Here is a 23,350-nt window from a genome sequence, read left to right on the forward strand (position 1 = left end):
CGAATGCGCCGCTCTACCAACTGAGCTATGCCGGCATCGACTTGATTAGTATAGACGATAGCAGCTTCTTTTGTCAATAGATGACAAGTATTTGGTCAATGGTATTTTTATTTATTGTTATAATGGTTCCTGCACGCTTTTACGACGATAAATTTTACTGTATACATAATTCATGCGCATTACGGTTGCAACCTGCGCTTGATAATGATACAATGATGGCAATTAGGAAGTTGGCAACGAAAATTTAAGATTTCGTACCTTGGGGTATCGAGTCGGCAATGGCGTCGGCGTGCTCAGTGAGCCGCTGCGCGCAGCTCGGAGCGCAGGCTCCTTTTTTTATTGCCGAAACCCCGCAAACCAAGAAAGGATGAGTAAAATGAAATTTTCCAAAATGACGACATTGATGATGGCCGCCGGTCTTTCCGCGGTAGTCGCGTTAGCCGGTTGCGGCGGTTCGGGCGGTGCCAAACAGCAATATCTGAACATCGGCACGGGCGGCACGGCAGGCACGTACTACCCGCTGGGCGGCGCGATGGCGGAGCTGTTCAATAAAAACATCGCCAACGTCAATGCCTCTGCGCAAAGCACCGGCGCCTCGGTCGCCAACGTCAACATGCTCAAAGACGGCTCGCTGGATTTGGCGCTGATCCAAAACGATATCGCCTACTACGCGGCGAACGGTCTGGAAATGTTTGACGGCAAAAAAGTCGACAGCCTGCGCGGCATTGCGACGCTGTATCCGGAAACGGTACAGATCGTAGCGTTGGAAAAATCCGGCATCAAATCGATCAACGACTTGCGCGGTAAACGCGTAGCGGTCGGCGCGGCAGGTTCCGGCACGGAAGCGAACGCGCGGCAAATTTTGAACGCCGCGGGCATTGAATACAGTGATATCCAAGTGCAGTACCTCTCGTTCGGTGAAGCGGCCGGCGCTCTCAAGGACGGCAATGTCGATGTCGCATTCGTCACGGCGGGTTTCCCGACAGCCGCTATCCAGGATTTGGCGGTATCGAATCAGATTTCCCTTGTTCCGCTTGACGCGGACGCGGCGGATCAGCTTTTGGAAAAATATCCGTACTATACCAAGACTTCCATTCCCGCGGGTACCTATAACGGCGTAGCCGGCGACACGTTGGCCGTCTCGGTACGCGCGATGATCGCGACAACGAATAATCTCTCCGACGAAATGGGCTACAACGTTACCAAAGCCATTTATTCGAATCTCGACAAGATGGCCGCGGCCCACGCGGTCGGCAAGATGATTACCAAAGATACCGCGCAGGACGGCATGTCGATTCCGATGAACGCCGGTGCGGAAAAATTCTTTAAGGAGAAATAATTGCCCCGCCTGCTCATCAAGCGACCGTTCTACTTGTTGGCATTGCTGAGCTTTGCCTTGGTGGTAACGATCGCTTGGTGGTCCCTGCGGCCGGCGATTTTTCTGACGGCGGGCGACGAATGGCACGACTTGGGTCATGCGTACAGCGGACGCTCCGTCGTCATTCATTATCGGCATTCAGTCCAGCAGACCCACGTCTGGGAATATTTGACGGTAAACGATACCGCGGACGGTTTTGTGTTGCGGTCAACCAAGTACAAATCCTACGACGTGGGTTTGCCTTTTTTGCCGAATGAAGGTCATTTTCGAAGCGACGGCGAGTATTTTTATTTGGATAATATGAATCGGGTTCTGCCCCGCCCGCTGACGTTGCGTACGGGTTTGGGAACGGAACTCACCGTGACGTTGCAAACAACGTACACGCTGTATCAGCGGCATGCGCCGGGCACATTGGTGACATTGGCCGTCACCCCGCGCTGGCGCGGCTACTATGAACATTTCAACCATTGGTTAGGAGGTGAGAGAAATGGCAGAAGAACGTAAGGTTCGTTCAAAACAAGATGACGCCGTGTCGCAAGAGGCGGTCATGGCGCTCGAAAAAGAAAATCGCGTGGCGCAATATCGCGGTCACATCGCAAAACTCATTTCTTTCATCGCGATCTGTTTTTCTCTGTTTCAATTATATACAGGTATTTTCGGTGTACTTGACGCGCAATTACAACGCGCGGTGCATTTAGGTTTCGGATTGGTGTTGGTGTTTCTCTTATATCCGACGCGCAAGACCTGGCTGAATCGCGCGAGCGTTCATCCGCTGGACGCGTTTTTGGCGCTGCTCGCGGCAAGCGGTCCTTTGTACATCATCACGCAGTATCATGATTTAGTGCTGCGCGCGGGCAATTTCAATACGCTGGACATGGCGGTCGGCTCGATCGGCGTGCTGCTCGTCATTGAAGCGGCGCGGCGCGTGGTCGGCATCCCGATGGTGTCGGTGGTGCTGTTTTTCATCGCCTACGCCTTTGCCGGTCCGTATATCCCCGGCATTTTAGGACATCGCGGCGTGAACTGGGACCAACTCGTGGGCCATTTGTATTTTACGACCGAAGGCATTTTCGGAATTCCGTTGGGCGTTTCAAGTACTTTTATTTTCCTCTTCATTTTATTCGGCGCCTATTTGGAGTCGACGGGTCTCGGTCATTTCTTTATTGACTTGGCGAATGCCGTCGCGGGCTGGGCGCGCGGCGGTCCGGCGAAAGTCGCCGTGTTGTCGAGCGGCTTGATGGGCACGGTATCGGGCTCGTCCGTCGCCAACGTCGCCGGGACAGGTTCGTTTACGATCCCGATGATGAAAAAGCTCGGCTACCATCGTGACTTCGCAGGCGCGGTGGAGGCGGCCGCTTCCACCGGCGGGCAACTGATGCCGCCGATCATGGGCGCGGCGGCGTTCCTGATGGCGGAATTTGTCGGCGTGCCGTACATGGATGTCGTCAAAGCGGCGACGATCCCCGCGATTTTATATTTCCTCGGTATTTGGCTCGGCGTTCATTTCGAAGCGCGGCGGGAAAATCTGCAAGGCTTGCCGCGAGAAAGTCTGCCGAAATTCGGCGTGATCTTCCGTGAGCGCGGGCACTTGGCGTTACCGCTGGTCGTCATCATCGGTCTTTTGGTCAGCGGCTATACGCCGATGCGCGCCGCATTGATCGGTATTTTCCTGACGGTCGCGGCGGCGATGCTCCGCAAAAACACGCGGCTCTCATTCATTGAAGTCGTGCAAGGTCTGATCGACGGCGCCCGCAACATGCTTTCCGTACTGGCGGCGTGCGCGGCGGCAGGCATTATCATCGGCGTGGTCACCAAAACCGGCATCGGTTTGAAGATGGCTTCCGCCTTGATCGATCTTTCGGGCGGCGTTTTCCTCGCCGTGCTTTTCTTCACGATGCTGACTTCGCTCGTCTTGGGCATGGGCGTTCCGACGACGGCGAACTACGTCATTACTTCGACGATTGCCGCCCCGGCATTGGTACAACTCGGTGTTCCGGTGCTCGCGGCGCATATGTTCGTTTTTTACTTCGGCATTGTCGCCGACGTGACGCCGCCGGTCGCTCTGGCCGCGTACGCGGGGTCGGCGATTGCGGGCGGTAACGCGTTGCGCACCGGCGTGCAGGCTTCGAAGCTCGCGATCGCCGCGTTCCTGATTCCGTATATTTTCGTCAACTCCCCCGCGATGTTGATGATTGATACGACGATTCCTAAAATTCTCATGGTGCTGCTCACGTCCACCATCGGCATGGTCGCGCTCAGCTCCGCGATGATCGGTCACTTCGTCGTCAAAGAGAAAGCATGGGAACGCATTCTCTTCATAATCGGCGGTCTGTGCATGATTGATACGGGGGCAACGACCGACATCATCGGCATCGTTCTCCTCGCCGTTCTGTTCTTCCTGCAATGGCAACGCGGTCGCAAACAAGTGAACGCCTAAAGTAAATATAAAAAAGACGCTCGAGTGGGCGTCTTTTTTGTTTCCGAAAAATCAGGCGGTGCACAGTGTCTGAAATGATTTTTTGACGAGTCGCGACAACTCGCTTCGGAGTGTGTTGCGCTGACGCGGCAGTGCTCATTGCCCGCGCCGGCTCGTTTTTTGCGCCGCGGCATGCCCGCGCGTTACAGTAAATATGCGCAAAAAATAGAGGCCTCGGAAATGAGACAACATGAAAACTTCCTATCTGACCGCGAACGACATCGACCTGGTGACCGCGGCGCAAGACGGCGACATGCTTGCCGCGACCGAATTGTACCGCCGCTACCTGCCGCTTATCCACGCGACGGCGCGAACCTTTTTCACGCGCGATCGCGATGAATTGCTCGCCGTCATTCGCTTCGCTTTTTGGGAAGCCGTCGGCCGCTACGATAAAAGTCGCAGCGTGCCGGTGGCGGGATATTTGAAAACGCAGCTGCGTTACGCCGCCTGGAACGCCTGCGCGAAACGCGCCCGCACGGAGCAACGGGAAAGCGGCGGCGACACGGACACTTTGCCGCTTTCCGCACCGCCGCGCGAACAACCGGACGCGACGTACGACAGAAACCGACTCTATCGCGCGTTGCACGCCGCTCTCCTCACCTTGCCGCAACGTCAGCGCCGCGTGATTTACGGTTTATTCTTCAGACAACAAACGCGCGCCGAACTCGCGCGGGAACTCCGGTGCACGCCGCAAGCGATCAGCGCGCTCAAACGTCGGGCGCTTGACGCGTTACGTCAAAAACTCGCCGCGTACGCGCCGGACAAGCCATAAAAAAACGGCCTTGCGGCCGTTTTTTTATTCATTTTTCAGCGACTGTAAGCCTTCCTGCCACGTCACTTGCGGCCGCCAACCCCAAAGCGCGCGGGCGCGATCGGCCGCCAAAACGGAACGGCGAATATCGCCTTCGCGCGGTCCTTCGATCGCGATCGGCGCGTCAGAGCCGAACACGTCGCAAATTTTTTCATAGATATCGAGAATATAAATTTCTTCTCCCGAACCGATGTTGACCGGCTCATTCGCCGGCTTTTCCTGCGCCATGACGTTCGCCCGCACCACGTCATCGACATGCACGTAATCGCGCGAGCAGCCGCGCGGCATATCGGGATACGTAAAGAGCACGGAAGGACGATCGGCGCGCACATTATTCACGAAGATCGGAATCACGCCGCATTCTCCGTCGGGAATCTGCCGCGGTCCGTACACATTCGCGTAACGTAAAATCGTGTATTCGTAGCCGTATTTTTCCTGATAATTCGCCAAATACTGCTCGCCCGCGTACTTGTGAATGGCGTACGGAGAAATCAACTGCGGCGGGTCGATTTCCTGCGATTTTTCATCGTCTTCGATGATTTTGGAAAGCGCGCCGCCGGACGATACGTAAATGATATTTTTCACGCCGTATTCCCCCGCCGCCAGCAACACATTCAGCCAGCCGCGGCCGTTGATATCGAGATCATGGAGAGGATCCGTGACGGAATCGGCCACGGATTTTTGCGCCGCGTGATGGTTCACCACATCGGGGCGCACTTCGGCGAATATCTCGCGCAAGGTTTCGCGATCGCGAATATCCGCATGATAAATCGTGACATTGGGCGCGTCTTTGATGGCCGCGAGGTTTTCCATCGTGCCGGATGAAAAATCATCGACAATCGCCACCCGCCAACCTTTTTGTGTATATGTTTCGGCGATATGCGAACCGATGAAGCCTGCACCGCCGGTCAATAAAATAGTAGGCATGTTTCCTCCTTTGCGTTGCTTTTATTATCCGCAAAAGCGCGGACCGTGTCAAACGGAAACCGATTTTCTTTCGCCGAAAAAATCCCATAAATATTTTTGCGCATTGACGCGTCACGCATAACTTGCTACCATACGAATAGAACATATGTTCGGTTTATTTGGGAAAGGATTTCGTGATTGATTTGTCCATTTTTGATTCTATGGACGCGCCGCTCTCGGAACGTCCGGAGGCTATCGCCGCGGCGTGTCCCGTCTATACCGACGCCGGCGATTGCGTGCGCGTATATTATCCGGACGGCGCCGAGGAAGATCTCGCCGTCACGCTGACGACGTGGCTGCGCCGCATGACCAAGCGGCAGGCCACCAGTCCGCGATTATTGCGCGGCGTATTTCAAAAACGCGCGTTGTACCGCCCGCTCGTGCTGCCGCCGACGGTGCTCGTGCCGCTGAAAGTGCGCCGTCCGAAATGTCCGCGTGACGCGACGATCGGTTACATCAATGTGCTTTGCGTGAAGCAGGTGGAAAGCGGCGCCAACCCCCATGAAACGTCCGTACGGCTGCACGGCGGCGCGCGCTTGACGGTGTATTGGCAGCCCGCGACGGTGCGGCGCCACTTGGAAGAAGCGCTGGCGTTTTTACCGCAACCGGCCGCCCATCCGCTCTACCCCGTCGCCTTGCGTCTCGCCGAAGCGTTGCAGATTTTGTGTCGCCCGCAGGAAAAAGCGGAGCCGCCGCGTTTTCCGCAATAAAAAAAGACTGTCCGCGGACAGTCTTTTTTGTTTACGCGAGCGGCAATGTCGCTTTCTCGGCGCGCTCCGCCTGGATTTTTTCGTACACGGCGAGTAATTTGGCGGCGCCTTCGAGTTGCCTCGCCACGCGCGCCGGTGCCGTGCCGCCGTGCGTATCGCGCGCGGCAATGCACGCTTCGATCGAAATCGCGTCCAAAATATCCTCATCGAACGCCGGACTCCATGTTTTGAATTCCGAAAGCGTCAGATCCGTCAATACTTTATTGTTTTTAATGCAATAATGCACCGCTTTGCCCACGATCGCGTGCGCTTCGCGGAAGGGCACGCCGCGTTTGGCAAGGTAATCCGCCATGTCGGTCGCGTTGGAAAAATCGTCGTCCAGCACGGCGCGCATCCGTTCCCGATTGACTTTCATGGAACGCAGCATATCGGCGTAAACCCGCAGCGCGAAACCGAGGGTCGCGACCGTGTCAAACACGCCTTCCTTATCTTCCTGTAAGTCTTTATTGTACGCGAGCGGCAAGCCTTTCATGACCGTCGCCAGCGCAATGAAATGACCGTAAACACGGCCGGTTTTACCGCGCACGAGTTCACTCACGTCCGGATTTTTCTTTTGCGGCATGATGGACGAGCCGGTGGTAAACGCGTCGGAAAGCTCGATAAAACGATACTCGGACGACGCCCACAAGATAATTTCTTCCGAAAGGCGCGACAAATGCATCATGGCAATCGAGGCCATGGCGAGATATTCGAGCAAATAGTCGCGATCGCTGACCGCGTCCATGCTGTTGGCGTAGAGCGCTTTGAAACCGAGCGCGTCGCGGACCATTTCCGGCTGCGTCGGATACGTCGTGCCCGCGAGCGCGCCCGCGCCGAGCGGCATGATATCCGCGCTCTGCCAGCAACCTTCGAGCCGACGGAAATCGCGCGCCAGCATATGGAAGTACGCCATGAGATGTTGCGCGAGTAAAATGGGTTGCGCCCTTTGCAAATGCGTGTACCCCGGCAAGATGACGTCTTGGTATTCTGTCGCCACTTCTTTGAGCGTCTTCAGGAGCGCCAGCAGCGCCTCACCCGTCTCCGCAATCGCGCGCCGCATGTACAAATGCATATCGAGCGCGACCTGATCGTTACGGCTGCGCGCGGTGTGCAAGCGTTTGCCCGCGTCGCCGATCGCCTCCGTCAGCGCGCTTTCGATATTCATGTGAATATCTTCCAGACCGATCGAAAAAGTGAATTCGCCGTTTTCAATCGATTTTAAAATTTTCAGCAAGCCGTCTTTGATTTGCGCCGCGTCGTCTTCACTGATGATCCCGTTCGCGGCCAGCATTTGCGCATGCGCGATCGAGCCTGCGATATCTTCGCGGTACAATTTTTTATCAAATGGAATCGAAGCGGTAAACGCCTCTACCTCCGGTGCCGTTTCTTCCTGAAAACGGCCGCCCCACAGTTTCATTTTTGCTCCTTTTGCTGCATCAACGCGCGGATTTTGAGCGGCAAACCGAACAGGTTGATGAAGCCTTCCGCGTCCGCCTGATTGTACACTTCGTCCGCGCCGAACGTGACGAATTCTTCATTGTAGAGGGAGTACGGCGATTTCGCGCCGTTGCTCATGATATTGCCCTTGTACAATTTCAAGCCGACTTCGCCCGTCACGGTTTTCTGCGTTTCCGTCACGAATGCCTGCAACGCTTCGCGCAGCGGCGAATACCACATGCCGTCGTACACGAGTTCCGCATAGCGCACATTCGCCTGTTCTTTGAAATGATACGTCGCGCGATCAAGACAGAGATATTCCAACTCGCGATGCGCGTAGAATAAAATCGCGCCGCCCGGATTTTCATACACGCCGCGCGACTTCATGCCGACGAGACGATTTTCGACGATATCCGCGATGCCGATACCGTTGGCCGCGCCGATTTTATTTAACTCCGTGATCATTTCGACGGCCGAGAGTTCTTTGCCGTTCAGCGTTTTCGGCACGCCTTCCACAAAGCCCAGCGTGATTTCCGTCACTTCATCGGGCGCTTTGGTCGGGTCGCAAGTCACCATGTACATATCATCATGCGGCGCGTTCGCCGGATTTTCCAAGTCGGCGCCTTCATGCGATAAATGCCAAATGTTCCAGTCCATGCTGTACGGGTACGGCTGTTTCGGTTTCGCCGGATCGTCGCTCGCGTACATGTTGATCGGCACCTGATGTTGCTCCGCATAAACGATCGCGTCTTCCCGCGACTTGATATCCCACAAACGCCACGGCGCGATAATGGTGAGATTCGGCGCGAGCGCTTTCACCGTCAGTTCGAACCGCACCTGGTCGTTGCCTTTGCCCGTCGCGCCGTGCGCCACCGCGTCGGCGCCTTCCTGTTTGGCGATATCGACCAGCGCTTTAGCGATAATCGGCCGCGCGAAGGAAGTGCCGAGCAGGTATTTGCCTTCGTACACCGCTCCCGCCTGCAGCACTTTCCATACATATTCTTCCAAAAATTCCTGACGCAAGTCCAAAACAAACGCTTTCGACGCGCCGCTTTTCAGCGCCTTTTCTTCAATGGCATCAAAATTTTCCGGCTGGCCGAGATTGGCGCAGACCGCGATCACTTCGCATTGGTAATTTTCTTTCAACCAGGGAATAATCACTGATGTATCCAGCCCGCCCGAATAGGCAAGCACTACTTTTTTCACGTCTGACATAGAACTTCCTCCTTTGGTTTGCGGTAAGAGCATTGGAAATATTGTTATAATTATACGTCATTACGAATAATATCTCAACCCTTTTATATTTATATGTATGCGTATTTTTATTTATTGTATAATAACGATAATAGAAAAGGAGATTTTATGCGCTTTATATTAGTGATTGCACTTATGCTGGGCGGTTGGTGGTGGTGGTCGGCTCCGCCTGACGATCCCGCGGCGGCGTTCGGCACGCTCAAAGAGGGCGTGACGTCGACCGCCGACTCGGTGCAGAAGGCCGACCCGATCTCGTTCGGGCAACAGATGTACGATCCGCACGCCGCCGTCGAGAGTATGATCGACCGCTCGACTTTCGTGCCCGCTGCGGAAATTCCGACGACGTTGAAGCAGGCGATTATCGCGACGGAAGATAAACGCTTTTACACTCATGGCGCCATTGATTTGATCGGCGTCGCGCGAGCGCTCGTCGCCAATTATCAGGCGGGTGAGACGACGCAGGGCGGCAGTACGATTTCACAACAAACCGTGAAAAACTTATTTCTCTCGCATGATCGCACGTGGTTGCGCAAGACGCAGGAGCTGTTGCTCGCAAGCCGTCTGGAACGCGTGTACAGTAAGGAAGAAATTTTAGAGTTGTATTTAAATACCATTTACTACGGCGCCGGCGCGTACGGTTTGCAGGCGGCCGCGCTGACCTATTTCCATTGTGACGCTCGCGATCTTACGCCGGCGCAATGCACCGTTTTGGCCGGTTTGCCGCAAGCGCCGAGCGCCTATAATCCGCTGGCCCATTTTGAAAACGCGAAAGCCCGCCAGCGCCAAGTGCTTGACGCGATGACCGAACAGGGCATATTGAGCCCCGCGGAAGCGAAACTTTTGTACGCGGCGGATTTGCATCTCGCCGATGCGACGAGTGAGGAGTAAAGAGTCGCGCGCATTTTTTTACGTCGGATGATCACAAAAGATACAAAAAAAGCGAAGACAATGTCTTCGCTTTTTTATTTTATTCCGCGCTGATCGTGCCGGAACGCAAACGATAGTAATGACCGTGATTGTCCGCATCCACTTCTTTGGCCAATTCCGCGGTGCGTTGGTGGCAGGTGAACAGTAACACCTGTCGCGTCCGCGCGAATGCCAGCAGAAAACGTAATGTTTCCCGCTGCCGCGTTTCGTCAAAGCGCACGAAAATATCATCTAAAATAATCGGCATCGGTTCCGTTTTTTCGCCGAACGCGAGCGCCAGCGCCAAACGCAACGCGAGATACACCTGGTCACCGGTACCACTGGACCAAATCGCGGCTTCTTTCGTGCTGTGCGTGCTGTCGATGGTCTGTACGACGCCTTCGGCGGTCAACGCGAGCGTGTAACGGCCGCTCGTCATCTGCGAGAGGTACTGTCCGGCGCGCGCGATCACATTCGGTTTGCCGTCCGCTTCATAGGCGCGACGCGCTTCATCAAGCAGGTATTCGCTCACGACGAGCGCGAGGTAATCGTCCACGGCCGCCTGCAGTTGCGTTTCCACTTGGGCGCGGCGCTCCAGCGCTTTGGTGAGGCGATCGTCTTTGATCAAACGCGCCAATTCGCTTTGCAGCGCGCCTTCGCGTTGGCGCAGTTGCGTGAGCTCGGTTTTGCGCTGACTGAGCGAGCGTTCGTACTGATCGCGCCGATCCAGCCACGTTTCATACGCGCCGGTTTCCAGCTGCAGCCAGAGGCGGTTAAATTCCGCTTCACTGCCCGCGTACAGTCGCAGATTTTGCCGTACGCGCTCGTAATCTTTGCGCAGCTGGTCGCATTCTTCATACGCGCTCACTTTATCGACGAACTCCGCGGCGTCTTTGGCGTTCACCAACGCGAGCAACGCGTTCATTTCGTTCTCGCACAATGTCCAACGCTCATCGAGCAACGCTTTTTCTTTAGATAATTCTTCATGGCGCCGATTTTTTTCCTGCAAACTTTGCCATTGCAGCATCTGTTCCTGATACCGATCCGCCAATTCGATGATCGTTTCCGGCGTCGCCGGCGCGGTTTCGCCGATGCGTTGCAAAAGCGATGCCGTTCGCTCGGTGTAGGAGGTCAATTGCCGATCAATCCGCTCCAACTGCACGCGCAAAATTTCGCCTTCGCCTTTGGCCGTGAAAAGTTCCTGCCATTGCGCCTGACGCAAATCGAGTTCCGCCGCCTCGGTCGGTGGCAAATGTTCAGCGGCCAGCCACTTCGTCCACTCACTTTCGGAAATTTCGCGATCGGCGCGCAATTTCGCGCCGCGCGCCGCCCATTTTTCGTGTTCTAAGCGTTGCCTGCGTTCGCTTTCCGCCTGCCATGAGATTGCCTGCAGCTGCGTTTGGTAGCGGTAAAAATCGCGGCGGGCCGTTTCGAGTTCCTGCCGGAAATGTTCGAGTTCGCTTTCCGTTTCCGGCACGGCAAGCTCCAAGCGTTGCGCTAATTCCGTCTGCCGCCCCTGCAGTTCCGCCAGTCGCGCGTTCAGTTTGGCCAGACGATATTCATTTTGATGGCTCTTGCGATAGTTCCAATAAAAGCACAGCAGGGAAAGCGCCAACGCGCCGCCGACAATGTACAATGCCTCCATGCCGAGACCGCCGGTGAAGTAAAGATAAAACGCCGCGAGCGCGCCCAGGACGAGTAAAAAGCCCAGCCAGAAAAACGCGGAGTACCGTTTGACCGGCAATGTTTCCAACCACTCGATCTCATCGGTTAAGTGCTTCTTTTCACGCGCGAGCAGCAGCATTTCCTGCCCTTCCTGCTCCCACTTTTGGAATTCGCCTTCATCGGTCAGGCGCGGTACGTCGTCCGTTTTAATTTCCTGCGCGGCTTCGATCACCGGCTCATCATTTTCCCAGTAATGCAGTTCGTTATCACGTCGCAGCAGCTGCGCCGCAAGCTCCCGCCCTTTCGTCCAGTCAACGGTGCTGAGTTTCGCAGTCTCCGCCATCGGCCACGCGGTCATGGTTTCCGTACGCGCCGCGAATTCCTGCTGCCAAACGGCCAGCGCCTCGTTTTTCGCGATCTCTTCATTTCGCAGTTCGCGCCAACGTTCGCTTTCCCGATAGAGCGCGGCGATTTCATCGCGCTCCGGTTCGAGCGTCACTATATCCTGCCGCGCGGTCGGCGCAATCGCCGCGAGTTTTTGTTGTACCGCTTCGCGCTGCTCGTTGACATCCGCCATACGCTGCACCAATTTATTCCAGCGCTCTTTGCCGTCGGCGGGAAAATGCTCGATCGTGCTGCACAAATCGAGACGCCGTTTCGTTTCGATACCTTCCCGATAGTATTCCCACGCGCCGATCTGCTTATCCATCGTGCGATCGCGCACATCGAGCGCGGCAATGGCTTCTTCCGCCGCTTTGATTTGCGCGTCGACTTCGTTTTGTTCGCGACGAATGGCGGCGAATTCTTCCTCTTCCCCCGCCAGCGCCGCGACATCATTTTGCGCCTTTTGCCAATCATTTAGCAATTGATTGATGACGCGTTTGCCCTGCGGCGACGCCACCAGCAATTCTTCCCGCGCGTTCGCCACGTCCTGCTGGGTGCGCGCCAACTGCTCGCCGCCCTGCATACTCAAAAAGCCCGCGCGGACATCATCCTGAGCGAGAATTGCCGCGCCCTGCAGATCTTCCAGCCCGATCGCGAAAACCTGCTCATACGTCTTGCGGTCCAAACCGTTCCACCATAAATCCGCCGGTTCGCCGACAATCGTTTCCAGACGATCGTCCGTGACTTTCGTTTCCCCTTCATCGCGATGAATACGATACACCCGACCATTCGCCAGTTCGACCGCCAAATTGCCTTTGCGACCGCGCCGTTTGCCGCGTCGGTAACCGAACAACATGTCGCGTACAAATTGCAGCAGCGTCGTTTTGCCGCTTTCATTTTCGCCGCAGATAACGGTCAGTCCGGCGGCCGGCGGCTGCCAGGAAACATTTTGATAAATGCCGTAACGTTGCAGTTGTAAATCAGTCAGCTTCATCGCCGTTATCCCCCAATATTCGTTGTGCCCCCGCTATTTCCGCGCGGCGGAGTGCCGTTTCCAAACGTTCGTTGCTGAGTTCTCCGAAGTAACGCGCGTAGCGTTCCCATTCCGGTCGCGCCGCGACGGCCTGCCGCAACGCGTAATGCCGCTCCTCCGGCGACATGGCGCGCAGTCGATCTACCGCGCGCAGATAATCGCCCGTCGCATCCGGAATCTCCCGCCGCGCCTGCCAATCGACCGCCGCCGTCGTCTGATCGAAAAGAGCGCGACAATACACGAAGATATGTTTCATTTCTTCTTCTTCATTTAAGCGTGCAAGAATGGACTGTCGCGCCGCCGGATCGGAGAATACCTGATGCAGCGCGCCGCGCCCGTTCACGACCAAGGTCACGAGCAAGGGTTTGCCCACTTCCTGACGACGCTCCTGCCGTTTTGCCAACACCGCTTTGATGAACATCTCCACGTCCGTCAGATCCGTCACGGAAAACTCCCATGTTTCCGAGCGAATGGCATCAGTCGCGATAAATTCGAGCATCGTCGTGCCGTGACTGCCCACTTCGACAAGGTAGCAGCCGCGGGGACCGGTTTCCGCCGCCGTCAGACTTTGCGCGTTGCCGGGATAGACGACATACGGATCTTCCGAGAGCACCTCGCGCGTATGCACATGGCCGAGCGCCCAATAATCGATCCCGCTTTGACGAATCTCGTCCCAGCTGAGCGGCGCATACGGACCTTCCGACGCCGCTTTCGGTCCCTGCGTGTGCATGACGGCGATCGCGTACGGATCGGTTTCGCCGCGCGCATAATCCGGCGCCCAGCGACCGTCCGTGTGCATCGTCGCATAGCTTCGACCGTAAATCATCGCGGCGGTTTCATTTTCCACCACGAGCGGTAATCCTTCCACTTTGTCCGCGCTGAACACATGCGCGGTCGGCGGCAACGGCACCTGCGCCTGCCACGCGCTCACCGGATCGTGGTTGCCGTGCGCAATAAACGTGCTGATGCCCGCATTGGCCGCGCGAAACAGTTCGCGCGAAAATTCCAGCTGCGCCGGTAAACTGTGATCCGCCGAGTTATATACGTCGCCTGCGATCACAATCGCGGCGACGCGCTTTTCAATCGCCGTATCGACAATGTTGCGGAACGCTTGAAAAGTCGCTTCCCTCAATGTTTTTTCCCAATACCGTGACGGCGCTTCCCGGATAGCCAACGGCGTTCCTAAATGCAAGTCCGCACAGTGAATAAATCGAAATCGTTTCGCCATCTCAGGCCTCCTTCAAAGTATCTTGATACACCGCGTATAATATTTTGCTGACCTCCGGTATATCGTCACGATCAATTTCACCGAAAGAAAGCAGTAACATGCGTTCGTTGTCCGGTTCATTATGCTGCGGCTTCACCCGTCGCAAATGCAACCCGCGCCGAGCGGCGGCGCGCACCAAGTCGGTGCGAGACGCGGCGGTTTTGACGTACACGGGCAAATAAATGCCCGCGGTCGGCGCGTCGATCCGTATCGCGTCACCGAACGTCTGCCGCAATGCGTTCGTCAGCAGCTCTCCTTTTTCCGCGTACAGTTTGCGCAAGCGGCGAATCTGCCGCGTGAAGTGACCGCGTTCAATGAAATCCGCCAGCGCCAGTTGCTCCGCCACCGACGCCGTCTGACGATACAACTCGCGGCGCGCCAGAAAACGTTGCAATAAATTCGGCGGTAAAATCATGTACGCCAAACGCAACGACGGCGGCAGCACTTTGGAAAGCGCCCCGATATAGACGACGCGCGTGCCGTCGCCCATCCCCTGCAACGAGGCCACCGGCGCGCCGTAATACGAAAGTTCACTGTCAAAATCGTCTTCGATGATCAGTCCGTCCGTGCGCTCGCTCCATGATAAAAGTTCGGCGCGGATCTGCGCGGGCATCACATCCGCCGCGCGATACGCCAGCGACGGCAACACGTAAAGAATACGCTTGCGGGCATTTTGCAACGGCGGTTGCAAAAGTTCCGCGTGTCCGCCGTACAACATGCGCACGGTGAATCCCGCATCGCTCATCGTATCCACGCCCAACGGAAATTCCGTTTCCGCAAACAAAACTTCCCCGTAATCCGTTTGCAAAAGGCTGGCTAAAATCCGCAATAATTGCTGCGTATTCGAACCGATGATGATGTCGTCGGCATGCGCGCGTGTATCTCGTGCCTGAGCGCCGTATTGCGCCAACGCTTCGCGCAGTTCCCGTTCGCCTTGAATATCGCCGTAACGCAACAGGCGTTTTTCATCGCGAAATATCCGCGAAAGCGAACGCCGCCACGCGGCGAATAAAAAGCCGTCACGATCCATGCCGCTTTGCGCCAAATCATAGCGATACGTGATTTCGGCCTTAGCGCGCGGCTGCGGCCGCGCAGGACGCTGTCGGATCGTCAGTTGCGGCATCACGGTAAAGCGCGCGCGATTTTTCGCCACGATATAGCCCTCACTCGCGAGCCTGCCGTACACGCGTTCAATGGTAAATTTGCTGACGCCGAGTTCCGCCGCCTGCGCGCGTACCGAACGTAACCGCATGCCGGCCGGCCAGACGCCGATTTCAATTTTTTCGCGCATCGCGCGGTATAGCCGCAAATGTAATGGCGGCTCTTTGGTAGCTGTCATGCGTTCCTCCATTAATAACTTTATTGTACGGCATGACAGAGAGAGAACGCAAATCATCCGTGCGGATCTTTTATTTGTAAACTGTATTAAATTTTTATCGTTGACTTATATTGTTAATGCCGTTACAATGTAAGAGTAAACATAGGAAGCAAGGAAATAGTTGCAGCATAAACGGGGTGGAATAATGGATGCAAATTGCGCGCAAATTATTGCGCTGGCCGACCGTGTTCTCGACGGCGGCGAAATCACAAAAGAAGAAGGCATTTCCCTGATCAACACGAGGGATGAAAATACGATGCTTTTAATGGCGATGGCGGACAAAATCCGTCAAAAGTACAATGGTCATCGTGTTGATTTCTGCGCGATCATTAACGCGCGCAGCGGTCGTTGCCCGGAAAACTGCGCGTTTTGCGCGCAATCTTCTTACTATAATACCGGGGTAAAAGAATATCCCCTCCTCGATGAAGACGTCTTAGTCGATGCCGCGAAGAAAGCCAAAGAGGCCGGCGCGGTGCGTTTCTCCATCGTCACCAGCGGACGCAACCAGGGCAATCCGCGCGAATTTGAAGGCATCGTGCGCGCGCTCAAACGCATTCGTGAGGAAGTGGGCATCGAAATTTGTTGCTCGCTCGGACTCGTCAGCAAAGACCAATTACAACAACTCAAAGATATCGGGGTCACCCGTTACCATTCCAATATCGAAACCGCTCCGAGCCATTTCCCGGACATTTGCCAAACGCATACTTTCGAAGATAAATTAACGACATTGAAAGCGGCGCAGGAGGTCGGCATTCGCGTCTGCTCGGGCGGAATTCTCGGCTTGGGCGAAACGAACGAACAGCGCGTCGAAATGGCGTTTACGCTGAAAGAACTCGGCGTCGATTCCATACCGCTCAATATTCTGAATCCGATTAAAGGCACGCCTTTTGAAAACAACAAATCGCTTTCGCCGCTGGAAATTCTGCGGACGTTTGCGGTTTTCCGCTTCATTTTGCCGCGGGCTTTGATCCGCACCGCCGGCGGTCGCGAAGTCAACTTGCGCGATCTGCAGGCGTACGCTTTGAATGCCGGTTTGAACGGCATTATGGTCGGCGGCTACCTCACTACCGGCGGTCGGGATCCCAAAGCGGATCGCGTGATGGTACGCGATCTCGGTCTCGGTTTCACCCGCCCCGTGCTTCGTCCCGTCGCGGAAGAAGCCTGATCTTACTAATTCTCCAAACAACTAAAAAAGCTCTCCCTCGGGAGAGCTTTTTTAGTGTCTTAATCCACCGTCTGCACATCGCCTTGCGCGTCATTGGACGAGCTTCTGAAGAGCGTGCGGGCAAAGACGACGAGAACCAGCGCGATGCCGACATAGCCGACAAAAGGATAAATAAGCGATACCAATTTCCCGAACGGGAACGAACCGCCAAGCATGAATACCGCGCCGAGCGCAACGGTCAATACGGTTTCCCAACGCCGAGAAACGACTTTCAAGCATTCATTTTTGATCAACCAATACATCGGCGCGGTGGTCGAGTAGATCCCGAGCATGATGATGACGGAGAAAACGAGCGCGACCAGCGGACTGATCTTCGCGCCGAGGTACAGATTCGGCACCTGCAAACCGATCACGGCGTCGAAGTTGGCGAGCATGCCGCACAGCATGCCGACGACCGTCAGCATCAGGAAGAAGCCGCCGCAAAAACCGGCGATACCCGCTTCTTTACGACTCGAGGCCTGGGCGCCGAGTTCGGTGAAAAAGACCATGCCGGCGAGCATGTTGTAGCAGAAGAATAATGTTCCTGCCTGCCACCAGTGCGCGACCGGCCGGACAGCGAGCGCGGCGCTCGTCGTTCCGATTGACACAGTTGTCCAATTGAAATCATGGAAGAACGTGTACATACCGACAGCGACGGTAAAGACGACGATAAACGGTCCGATCGCCCCGATGATATCGACCAGGCAACGCAAGCCGGCGAGCACCGTGATCATCGCGACAACGCCCATGCCGAGCCAACCGACCGCGGAAGGCACGCCGAAATATTCTTCCGCGATGGCGCCCGAACCCGCGATCATGATGACGACGATCGAAAAGATGAAGAGCAATGTGAAATACTCGATCGCGCGTCCCAAATAATTGCCGCAGTAATGACGGAAAATCAGCGACGGCCGTTCGAGCTGCAATTCATGTCCCTTGCGCATGACGATCACGCCGACGGAGCAGAACAAAACGGCACTGATCAACGCGCCGTACAAACCGTTCATGCCGTACGAAACGAAAAACTGTAATACTTCCTGACCTGTGGCAAAGCCCGAGCCGATGAGGTAGGCGATGTACGCCCCGCTCAGTTTGACTACGTTACGCCAGTTGACTTGTTCCATCATGTCCCTCCTTACCAGCCTTGCCCGTCGACTTCATAATCGGCGAGCCGGCCCTCCTGCCATTCCGTTAATGTTTCTTCGATAACATCCAATGCTTTATTGAGTTCTTCATCCGTGATCGTCAGCGGCGGTTGGAAACGCAAAACGCTGCCGGCGAAAGCGATCATCACGACGCCTTTTTCGTAAGCTCGGTTGCAAATAACGAGCGCGGCGTGAGGATCTTTCGTTTTCGCTTTTTTATCGGCGACGATGTCGACACCGAGCGAGAGACCCAAGCCGCGAACATTACCGACGCAGTCAAAACGTTCGCGCCAATCTTCCATCCGCTCGCGCGCGATCTTGCCTTTGCGCGTGCTTTCCGCAAGCAAATCATTGTCTTCAATGTATTGCAAAGTCGCCAGCGCCGCCGCGCAGCATACCGGATTGGCTCCGGTCGTGAATAAATGCGCGGGACGATCCAGACTTTCCATAATCTCTTTGCGTCCGACCAAAGCCGAAAGCGGCAGTCCCGCCGCAAGCGATTTACCGTACACGACAAGGTCGGGATCCAAATGCCAGTGTTCCAGCGAGCACCATGTGCCGGTGCGTCCGAGTCCCTGCTGCGTGTCGTCAACGCAAAAGAGAATGCCGTGTTCTTTGCACAATTTCTGCAAGGCTTCGAAGTAACCGTCGACCGGTTGCAACAAGCCGCCGTCGCCTTGCAGCGTTTCGATAACGACCGCCGCCACTTCTTCCGGCGGCACGTAGGTCGCCAACATTTCTTTCAGCGGTGCGAGGTATTCTTCCACCGTATTCGGTTCCGCGCTGCCGTACATGCCGCGGTAACTGTCCGGAAACGGAATATGGTAGAAGCCCGGCAACAACGGACCGATTTTGCGGCGCATGTTTTGACTGATCGCCGACATGGAGATCGAACCGTAGGTCGAACCGTGGTACGCGTTCACAAAGGAAATGATGTACGGACGGCCCGTGTACCCGCGGGCGAACTTGATCAAAGCATCGTTGGCGTCGGAGCCGGTCAAGCCGAAGATAACGCGTTTTTCAAAATCTCCCGGCGTGATCTCGCACATTTTTTTCGCGAGGTGCACCAAGGGCTCATGGTACATGTAGGCCGGAGTATAATGAATCATTTTCTTGACCTGGGCGATAATGGCATTCACGATCGGCTCCGGTGTGTGCCCCACGTTCAAGGCACTGGCGCTCGTCAACAAGTCGAGATATTCGTTACCGTCGACATCGGTCAGCGTCGAACCGTGCGCATGATCAATGACCAGCGGATAATACGGAATCCGACCTGCCGGCGCAAAATAATGACTTTCTTCTTGAATTAATTCCTGGGAGCGTTTCATGAATATCATCCTTTCTCTATTAAAAACCGTTTTGGCGTTACTTCGAGGATAAAAAAATCCCCGCAGGAAAATATCCTGCAGGGGCGCGGTGGCGCGGTACCACCCTGGTTTATCTCTCGGTCCGTTAACGCCGGCGACGGCAATCGCTACTCAATTCACGTTGCGGCTCGCGGGTGATGTAATCCTCTTCGCCGATTTGCAAACTCGCAGCGCCGTTTGCTCTCTGAAAAATCATTGGCGAAGACTTTAGCCCGTTCCTTGCCTTCTCGTGGTACATAAAAACCCCCGCAGGAAAACTCCCTGCAGGGGCGTAGTTACGCGGTACCACCCTGGTTTATCTCTCATTCCGTTAACGCCGGCGACGTTCGTCACTACTTCATTCATGACGAAAGCTCACGGGTGATGTAATCTTTTTCGACTGACTTGCAGACTCGCACCGAGCGTCTGCTCTCTGAAAAGTTCCTTGCCGAAAAATTTGGTCCCGGTCATTGCTTTTTTGGTGTTGGATTGATTCTACCAGCGATTTTTATATCTGTCAACACTTTTTTAAAACTTTTTCAAAAAATATTTTAATCAAGCATTTGCGCCCAGTGTTCCCACTTTTCGTACTGCGCCGCCAATTTTTCCTGCGCGGCCGAAAGCGATTCGGCCAGTTCCGTCAACGCGTCCGCATCGACCGTTTGCGCGATCTGCGTCTCAATCATCGTGATCGTCGCTTCCGTGCGGGCGATTTCCTGCTCGAGCGCCGCGATTTTTTTCTCCGCCTGCGGTGCCGCGCGGAAAGAATCCGTCGCGCGTGATGAAGGCGGCGCGGGTGGAACATCCGCCGACGGCGCTGTCGCCGTATTTTCTTTTTTGCGCGGCTCTGCTGTCTCCGGTATCGGAATGCGACCCGTCTCCAGCAGTTCCTTACGCTTTTCTTTCCAATAGGAATAATTGCCCAAATATTCACGGAAAGTGCCGTCTTCAAAGGAAAGCGTGCGCTGCACCAGCCGATCCAAAAGGTAGCGGTCATGGGACACGACCAGGTACGTGCCGCCGAACTCGAGCAGCGCGTCTTCAATCATTTCGCGCGTCGGGATATCCAAATGGTTCGTCGGTTCATCCAAAATGAGTACATTCGGTTCTTCCAAAAGCAACAACAGCAACGCCAGCCGCGCCTGCTCCCCGCCGGAAAGCTGACCGACGAGACGATAGACGTCATCGCCGCGGAAGAGAAAACCGCCCAAAATATGACGCGCGTCATCTTCGCCGCAACCGTATTCCTGCATGACCTCTTCGAGCACCGTGCGACTCGGATGCAAATTGGTGTGTTCCTGCGAATAGTAGCCGAGCGCGACGCGATTGCCGAATGTGACCGTGCCGTGCGCCGGTGTTTTTTCGCCGGTAATCACGGACAAAAGCGTCGACTTGCCGATGCCGTTCGGACCGATGATGCCGACGGTGTCGCCGCGACGCAACAAAAAGGAAATATCCTTAAAAATAGCGCGGTCCCCATACGCCGCCGCCAGCTCCTGCACATCCAAGACGCGTTCCGCCGTGCCGGTCGCCGGACGAAATGAAAAGGCGAGCGTCGTTTCTGTCACCGGCTTTTGCAAGCGTTCCAGGCGATTCAGTTGACTTTGCCGTCCGCGCGCCTGCTTCGCCTTGATGCCCGCTTTATATTTGCGAATATAGGCTTCGGTTTGCGCAATTTCTTCCTGCTGCTTTTCATACGCGCGCAAGTCGGCATATAAACGCGCCGCTTTCTTTTTACTGAAAGCGCTGTAATTGCCGCGATACGATGTGACTCGATGCTGCTCAAGATCCAGAATGTCCGTCGTCACCGCGTCCAAAAAGTAGCGGTCATGGGACACCAGCAAAATCCCTCCGCGATAACTGCGCAAAAAATCTTCCAGCCATTCCGTCATCGCGATATCCAAATGGTTCGTCGGTTCATCCAGCAACAAAAAATCCGGCCGCCGCACGAGCGCGCGCGCCAAATTGATCCTGGTTTTTTGACCGCCGGAGAAATCATTCGCCGCGCGATCCCAGTCCGCTTCCGTAAAACCGAGACCGACCATGATCCGCCGCGTCATCGTTTCATAGGCGTAACCGCCGAGCCGTTCAAAGCGGTCTTCCAGTTTCGCGTAGCGTTCGAGCAGCGCCGGATCGGAAGTCCGCCCCATGCGTTGAGTCAGATCCTCGAGTTCATGCTCGATGCGCCGTACATCTTCCCACGCGGTTTCCACCACTTCGCGCAATGTCTGCGCGCCGAAATCGATACTTTGCTGCACGTAACCGATCGTCGCCTGATCGGTCACGCTGACACTGCCCGAGTCCGCCTCCATTGTCCCCATGACGCAACGCAGCAGCGTCGATTTGCCCGCGCCGTTACGGCCGACCAAGCCGACGCGTTGTCCTTCCGCGACGGTGAATGTGACATTTTTAAAAATAGTTTCGATGCCGAAGGCTTTCGAGAGCCCGGCGACTTTGATCATAGCCATGTGCCCTCCCCGCCGTTTCGGCGTTTCGTTATGGCTTCGGCAACCGCTCCGGAAGCAAGTCCGCCGTAATCGTTATCATAATTTCCGCATTATTTTTCGTATGCTCGGTCGTGCGGAACAATCGTCCGAGAATCGGGATTTCACTTAAAATCGGCACGCGCCGTTCGTTGATCTGCTCCTCGCGATCGATCAGACCGCCGATCGTAAGCGCTTCGCCCGGTTGCAAACGCACCGTCGTTTGCGCTTCGCGCGTCGTGATACGGTAAGCCCGCAGTTCCGGAACAAGGTACGGCGTCGATACTTCCGCCGTCACATCGGCCGTGATCTCGCCGGACGCATTGACGCGCGGCGTATATAAAAGGCGTATGCCCGCGTCGCGATACTCCGTCGTCGTCACTTTTTCGCCGTTGGTGATCTGATCGACCAGCACGGGAATTTTATTGCCGATTAAAATTCGCGCCGTCTTGCCGTTGACCGTCGTGATATTCGGTCGCGCCAAAATTTGCGCGTTGCCGTCGGCGACCAACGCGTTTAACTTCGCGCGAAAGAAAAAGGAGTACGGATGCCCCGCCACGGTTTTGCCGAATTGAATCGAACCGAATCCTTCGGGCGTGACGATTTCTTCCACTTTCTCCCGCGCGCCGCGGCCGCGTTCGTAGCGCGTTTCATAGCGCGCGCTGCCCGTCAGCGGCAACCAGTCCCAATCAATACCGAGTTCTTTGATATGATCGCGATTGACCGCGACGACTTCCACCGAGACATTGACCTGCCGATACGCGTAGTCGATTTTCTTCAGCAGCTGATCCACTTCCGCCAGTTCGCGCGGCGTACCGTAGACGATGACGCTCGCGCTCTCCGGATTAATTTGCACTTGTTCCGCCGACACAATCGCCGTGAGCTCTTTTTGCACGTTCACGGGATCCGCATAATTCAAGGCGAAGGAGCGCGCCTGTTTGGCCGCTTTTTCGTTCGTTTGCGTGCCGTGTACGAGCCAGGTGCGTCCGTTTTTTACCAGCGTCACGTCCGCCGCCTCGGCCACCAGCTGCAGCGCCTCCTGCGGCGTCACATCATGCAGTGTCAGCGTGACGTTGCCGTGAACATCATCGGCGATAATAATGTTATCTCCGGTCAGCCGCGCCAGTCCGGTCAACACTTCCCGCACGGAAGAATCCCTCGCCTGCACATCCGCCGCTTGAATCGGTCCGGCGAGCAGGCTCAGGCCGAGCAGCAAAGTTCCCCACTTGCTTACGCTCATGATTGCGCCTCCAAAGGCTGTAAATGCAGATCGCCCTGCGGTCCCGCCAACGTCAAATCACGCGTTGTCATACCGGTGACCGTGTAGCCGGCATAGCTTTCCCCCGGCGCCAATGTCACCGCGGTGCCGTTGATCGTCAGCAATGCGAGCGTCGTCGCGCCTTCGGTCATCGTGCCGTTCCAAATAATCGCGGGGGTTGCGGTAACGGCCGCTTGCGAATGAACTTCC

At 55.6% G+C, this 23,350-nt stretch carries 18 protein-coding genes and 1 other annotated feature; of the genes, 7 read left to right on the forward strand and 11 right to left on the reverse strand.

The window, feature by feature from the left end; translation table 11 throughout:
- Nucleotides 1–376 precede the first annotated feature (376 nt).
- The 4 genes from KH813_RS01515 (at nt 377) to KH813_RS01530 (ending at nt 4,626) form a co-directional block, all read left to right on the forward strand.
- A complete protein-coding gene (locus tag KH813_RS01515; RefSeq protein WP_303992378.1) occupies nt 377–1,339 on the forward strand; it encodes a TAXI family TRAP transporter solute-binding subunit in 963 nt (320 codons plus the stop codon).
- Nucleotides 1,340–1,882, forward strand: a complete 543-nt coding sequence (locus KH813_RS01520; protein WP_303992380.1) for a DUF1850 domain-containing protein — start codon at nt 1,340–1,342, stop codon at nt 1,880–1,882.
- On the forward strand, nt 1,866–3,815 hold the full coding sequence (locus KH813_RS01525; protein ID WP_303992383.1) for a TRAP transporter permease: 1,950 nt from the start codon (nt 1,866–1,868) through the stop codon (nt 3,813–3,815). The genes KH813_RS01520 and KH813_RS01525 overlap by 17 nt, the downstream gene beginning before the upstream one ends.
- Nucleotides 3,816–4,044: 229 nt before the next feature.
- Nucleotides 4,045–4,626, forward strand: a complete 582-nt coding sequence (locus KH813_RS01530) for an RNA polymerase sigma factor (RefSeq protein ID WP_303992386.1) — start codon at nt 4,045–4,047, stop codon at nt 4,624–4,626.
- A gap of 24 nt (nt 4,627–4,650) precedes the next feature.
- Here the strand turns inward: KH813_RS01530 and KH813_RS01535 are convergent, their stop codons facing one another.
- A complete protein-coding gene (locus tag KH813_RS01535) occupies nt 4,651–5,592 on the reverse strand; it encodes an SDR family NAD(P)-dependent oxidoreductase (protein ID WP_303992389.1) in 942 nt (313 codons plus the stop codon).
- A gap of 173 nt (nt 5,593–5,765) precedes the next feature.
- Between KH813_RS01535 and KH813_RS01540 the strand changes: the two genes are divergently transcribed.
- Nucleotides 5,766–6,341 carry a hypothetical protein gene (locus KH813_RS01540; protein ID WP_303992391.1) on the forward strand — a complete coding sequence of 192 codons (576 nt, stop codon included), beginning with the start codon at nt 5,766–5,768 and terminating at the stop codon, nt 6,339–6,341.
- Nucleotides 6,342–6,372: 31 nt separating this feature from the next.
- Here the strand turns inward: KH813_RS01540 and argH are convergent, their stop codons facing one another.
- Nucleotides 6,373–7,797 (reverse strand): argininosuccinate lyase, encoded by a 1,425-nt coding sequence (gene argH / locus KH813_RS01545; RefSeq protein WP_303992393.1) that lies wholly within the window; start codon nt 7,795–7,797, stop codon nt 6,373–6,375.
- Nucleotides 7,794–9,032 carry an argininosuccinate synthase gene (locus KH813_RS01550; protein WP_303992395.1) on the reverse strand — a complete coding sequence of 413 codons (1,239 nt, stop codon included), beginning with the start codon at nt 9,030–9,032 and terminating at the stop codon, nt 7,794–7,796. Before KH813_RS01550 ends, argH begins: the two co-directional genes overlap by 4 nt.
- A 147-nt stretch (nt 9,033–9,179) precedes the next feature.
- Between KH813_RS01550 and KH813_RS01555 the strand changes: the two genes are divergently transcribed.
- A complete protein-coding gene (locus tag KH813_RS01555) occupies nt 9,180–9,959 on the forward strand; it encodes a transglycosylase domain-containing protein (protein WP_303992397.1) in 780 nt (259 codons plus the stop codon).
- A gap of 79 nt (nt 9,960–10,038) precedes the next feature.
- On the opposite strand, the gene KH813_RS01560 is transcribed toward KH813_RS01555, so the two are convergent.
- Genes KH813_RS01560 through KH813_RS01570 form a run of 3 tightly spaced genes read right to left on the reverse strand, consistent with a single transcriptional unit; the run spans nt 10,039 to nt 15,665 of the window.
- The gene (locus KH813_RS01560) at nt 10,039–13,020 is read right to left on the reverse strand and encodes an AAA family ATPase (RefSeq protein ID WP_303992400.1); all 2,982 of its coding nucleotides are present in this window, start codon (nt 13,018–13,020) and stop codon (nt 10,039–10,041) included.
- Nucleotides 13,007–14,287, reverse strand: a complete 1,281-nt coding sequence (locus KH813_RS01565) for a DNA repair exonuclease (RefSeq protein ID WP_303992403.1) — start codon at nt 14,285–14,287, stop codon at nt 13,007–13,009. Before KH813_RS01565 ends, KH813_RS01560 begins: the two co-directional genes overlap by 14 nt.
- Before the next feature lies 1 nt (nt 14,288).
- On the reverse strand, nt 14,289–15,665 hold the full coding sequence (locus tag KH813_RS01570) for a PLP-dependent aminotransferase family protein (RefSeq protein WP_303992405.1): 1,377 nt from the start codon (nt 15,663–15,665) through the stop codon (nt 14,289–14,291).
- A 184-nt stretch (nt 15,666–15,849) separates the two neighbouring features.
- On the opposite strand from KH813_RS01570, the gene bioB reads away from it, so the two are divergent.
- Nucleotides 15,850–16,869 (forward strand): biotin synthase BioB, encoded by a 1,020-nt coding sequence (bioB, locus tag KH813_RS01575; protein WP_303992408.1) that lies wholly within the window; start codon nt 15,850–15,852, stop codon nt 16,867–16,869.
- 59 nt (nt 16,870–16,928) lie between these two features.
- On the opposite strand, the gene KH813_RS01580 is transcribed toward bioB, so the two are convergent.
- The 5 genes from KH813_RS01580 to KH813_RS01600 form a co-directional block, all read right to left on the reverse strand.
- On the reverse strand, nt 16,929–18,032 hold the full coding sequence (locus KH813_RS01580; protein ID WP_303992411.1) for a hypothetical protein: 1,104 nt from the start codon (nt 18,030–18,032) through the stop codon (nt 16,929–16,931).
- Between the two features lie 11 nt (nt 18,033–18,043).
- Nucleotides 18,044–19,381: an aspartate aminotransferase family protein gene (locus KH813_RS01585; protein ID WP_303992414.1), complete on the reverse strand. Its 1,338-nt coding sequence runs from the start codon at nt 19,379–19,381 to the stop codon at nt 18,044–18,046.
- Between the two features lie 301 nt (nt 19,382–19,682).
- Nucleotides 19,683–19,879: a binding site (T-box leader), on the reverse strand.
- A gap of 71 nt (nt 19,880–19,950) precedes the next feature.
- The gene (locus KH813_RS01590) at nt 19,951–21,867 is read right to left on the reverse strand and encodes an ABC-F family ATP-binding cassette domain-containing protein (RefSeq protein ID WP_303992417.1); all 1,917 of its coding nucleotides are present in this window, start codon (nt 21,865–21,867) and stop codon (nt 19,951–19,953) included.
- Between the two features lie 28 nt (nt 21,868–21,895).
- On the reverse strand, nt 21,896–23,122 hold the full coding sequence (locus KH813_RS01595) for a type II secretion system protein GspD (protein ID WP_303992420.1): 1,227 nt from the start codon (nt 23,120–23,122) through the stop codon (nt 21,896–21,898).
- Nucleotides 23,119–23,350 (reverse strand): hypothetical protein (locus KH813_RS01600; protein ID WP_303992422.1); only part of this gene is annotated, 232 nt, incomplete at its 5' end. The genes KH813_RS01595 and KH813_RS01600, both read right to left, overlap by 4 nt.

Origin of the sequence: Negativicoccus succinicivorans (genome assembly GCF_018373335.1) — a bacterium.
GTDB lineage: Bacteria > Bacillota > Negativicutes > Veillonellales > Negativicoccaceae > Negativicoccus > Negativicoccus succinicivorans_A.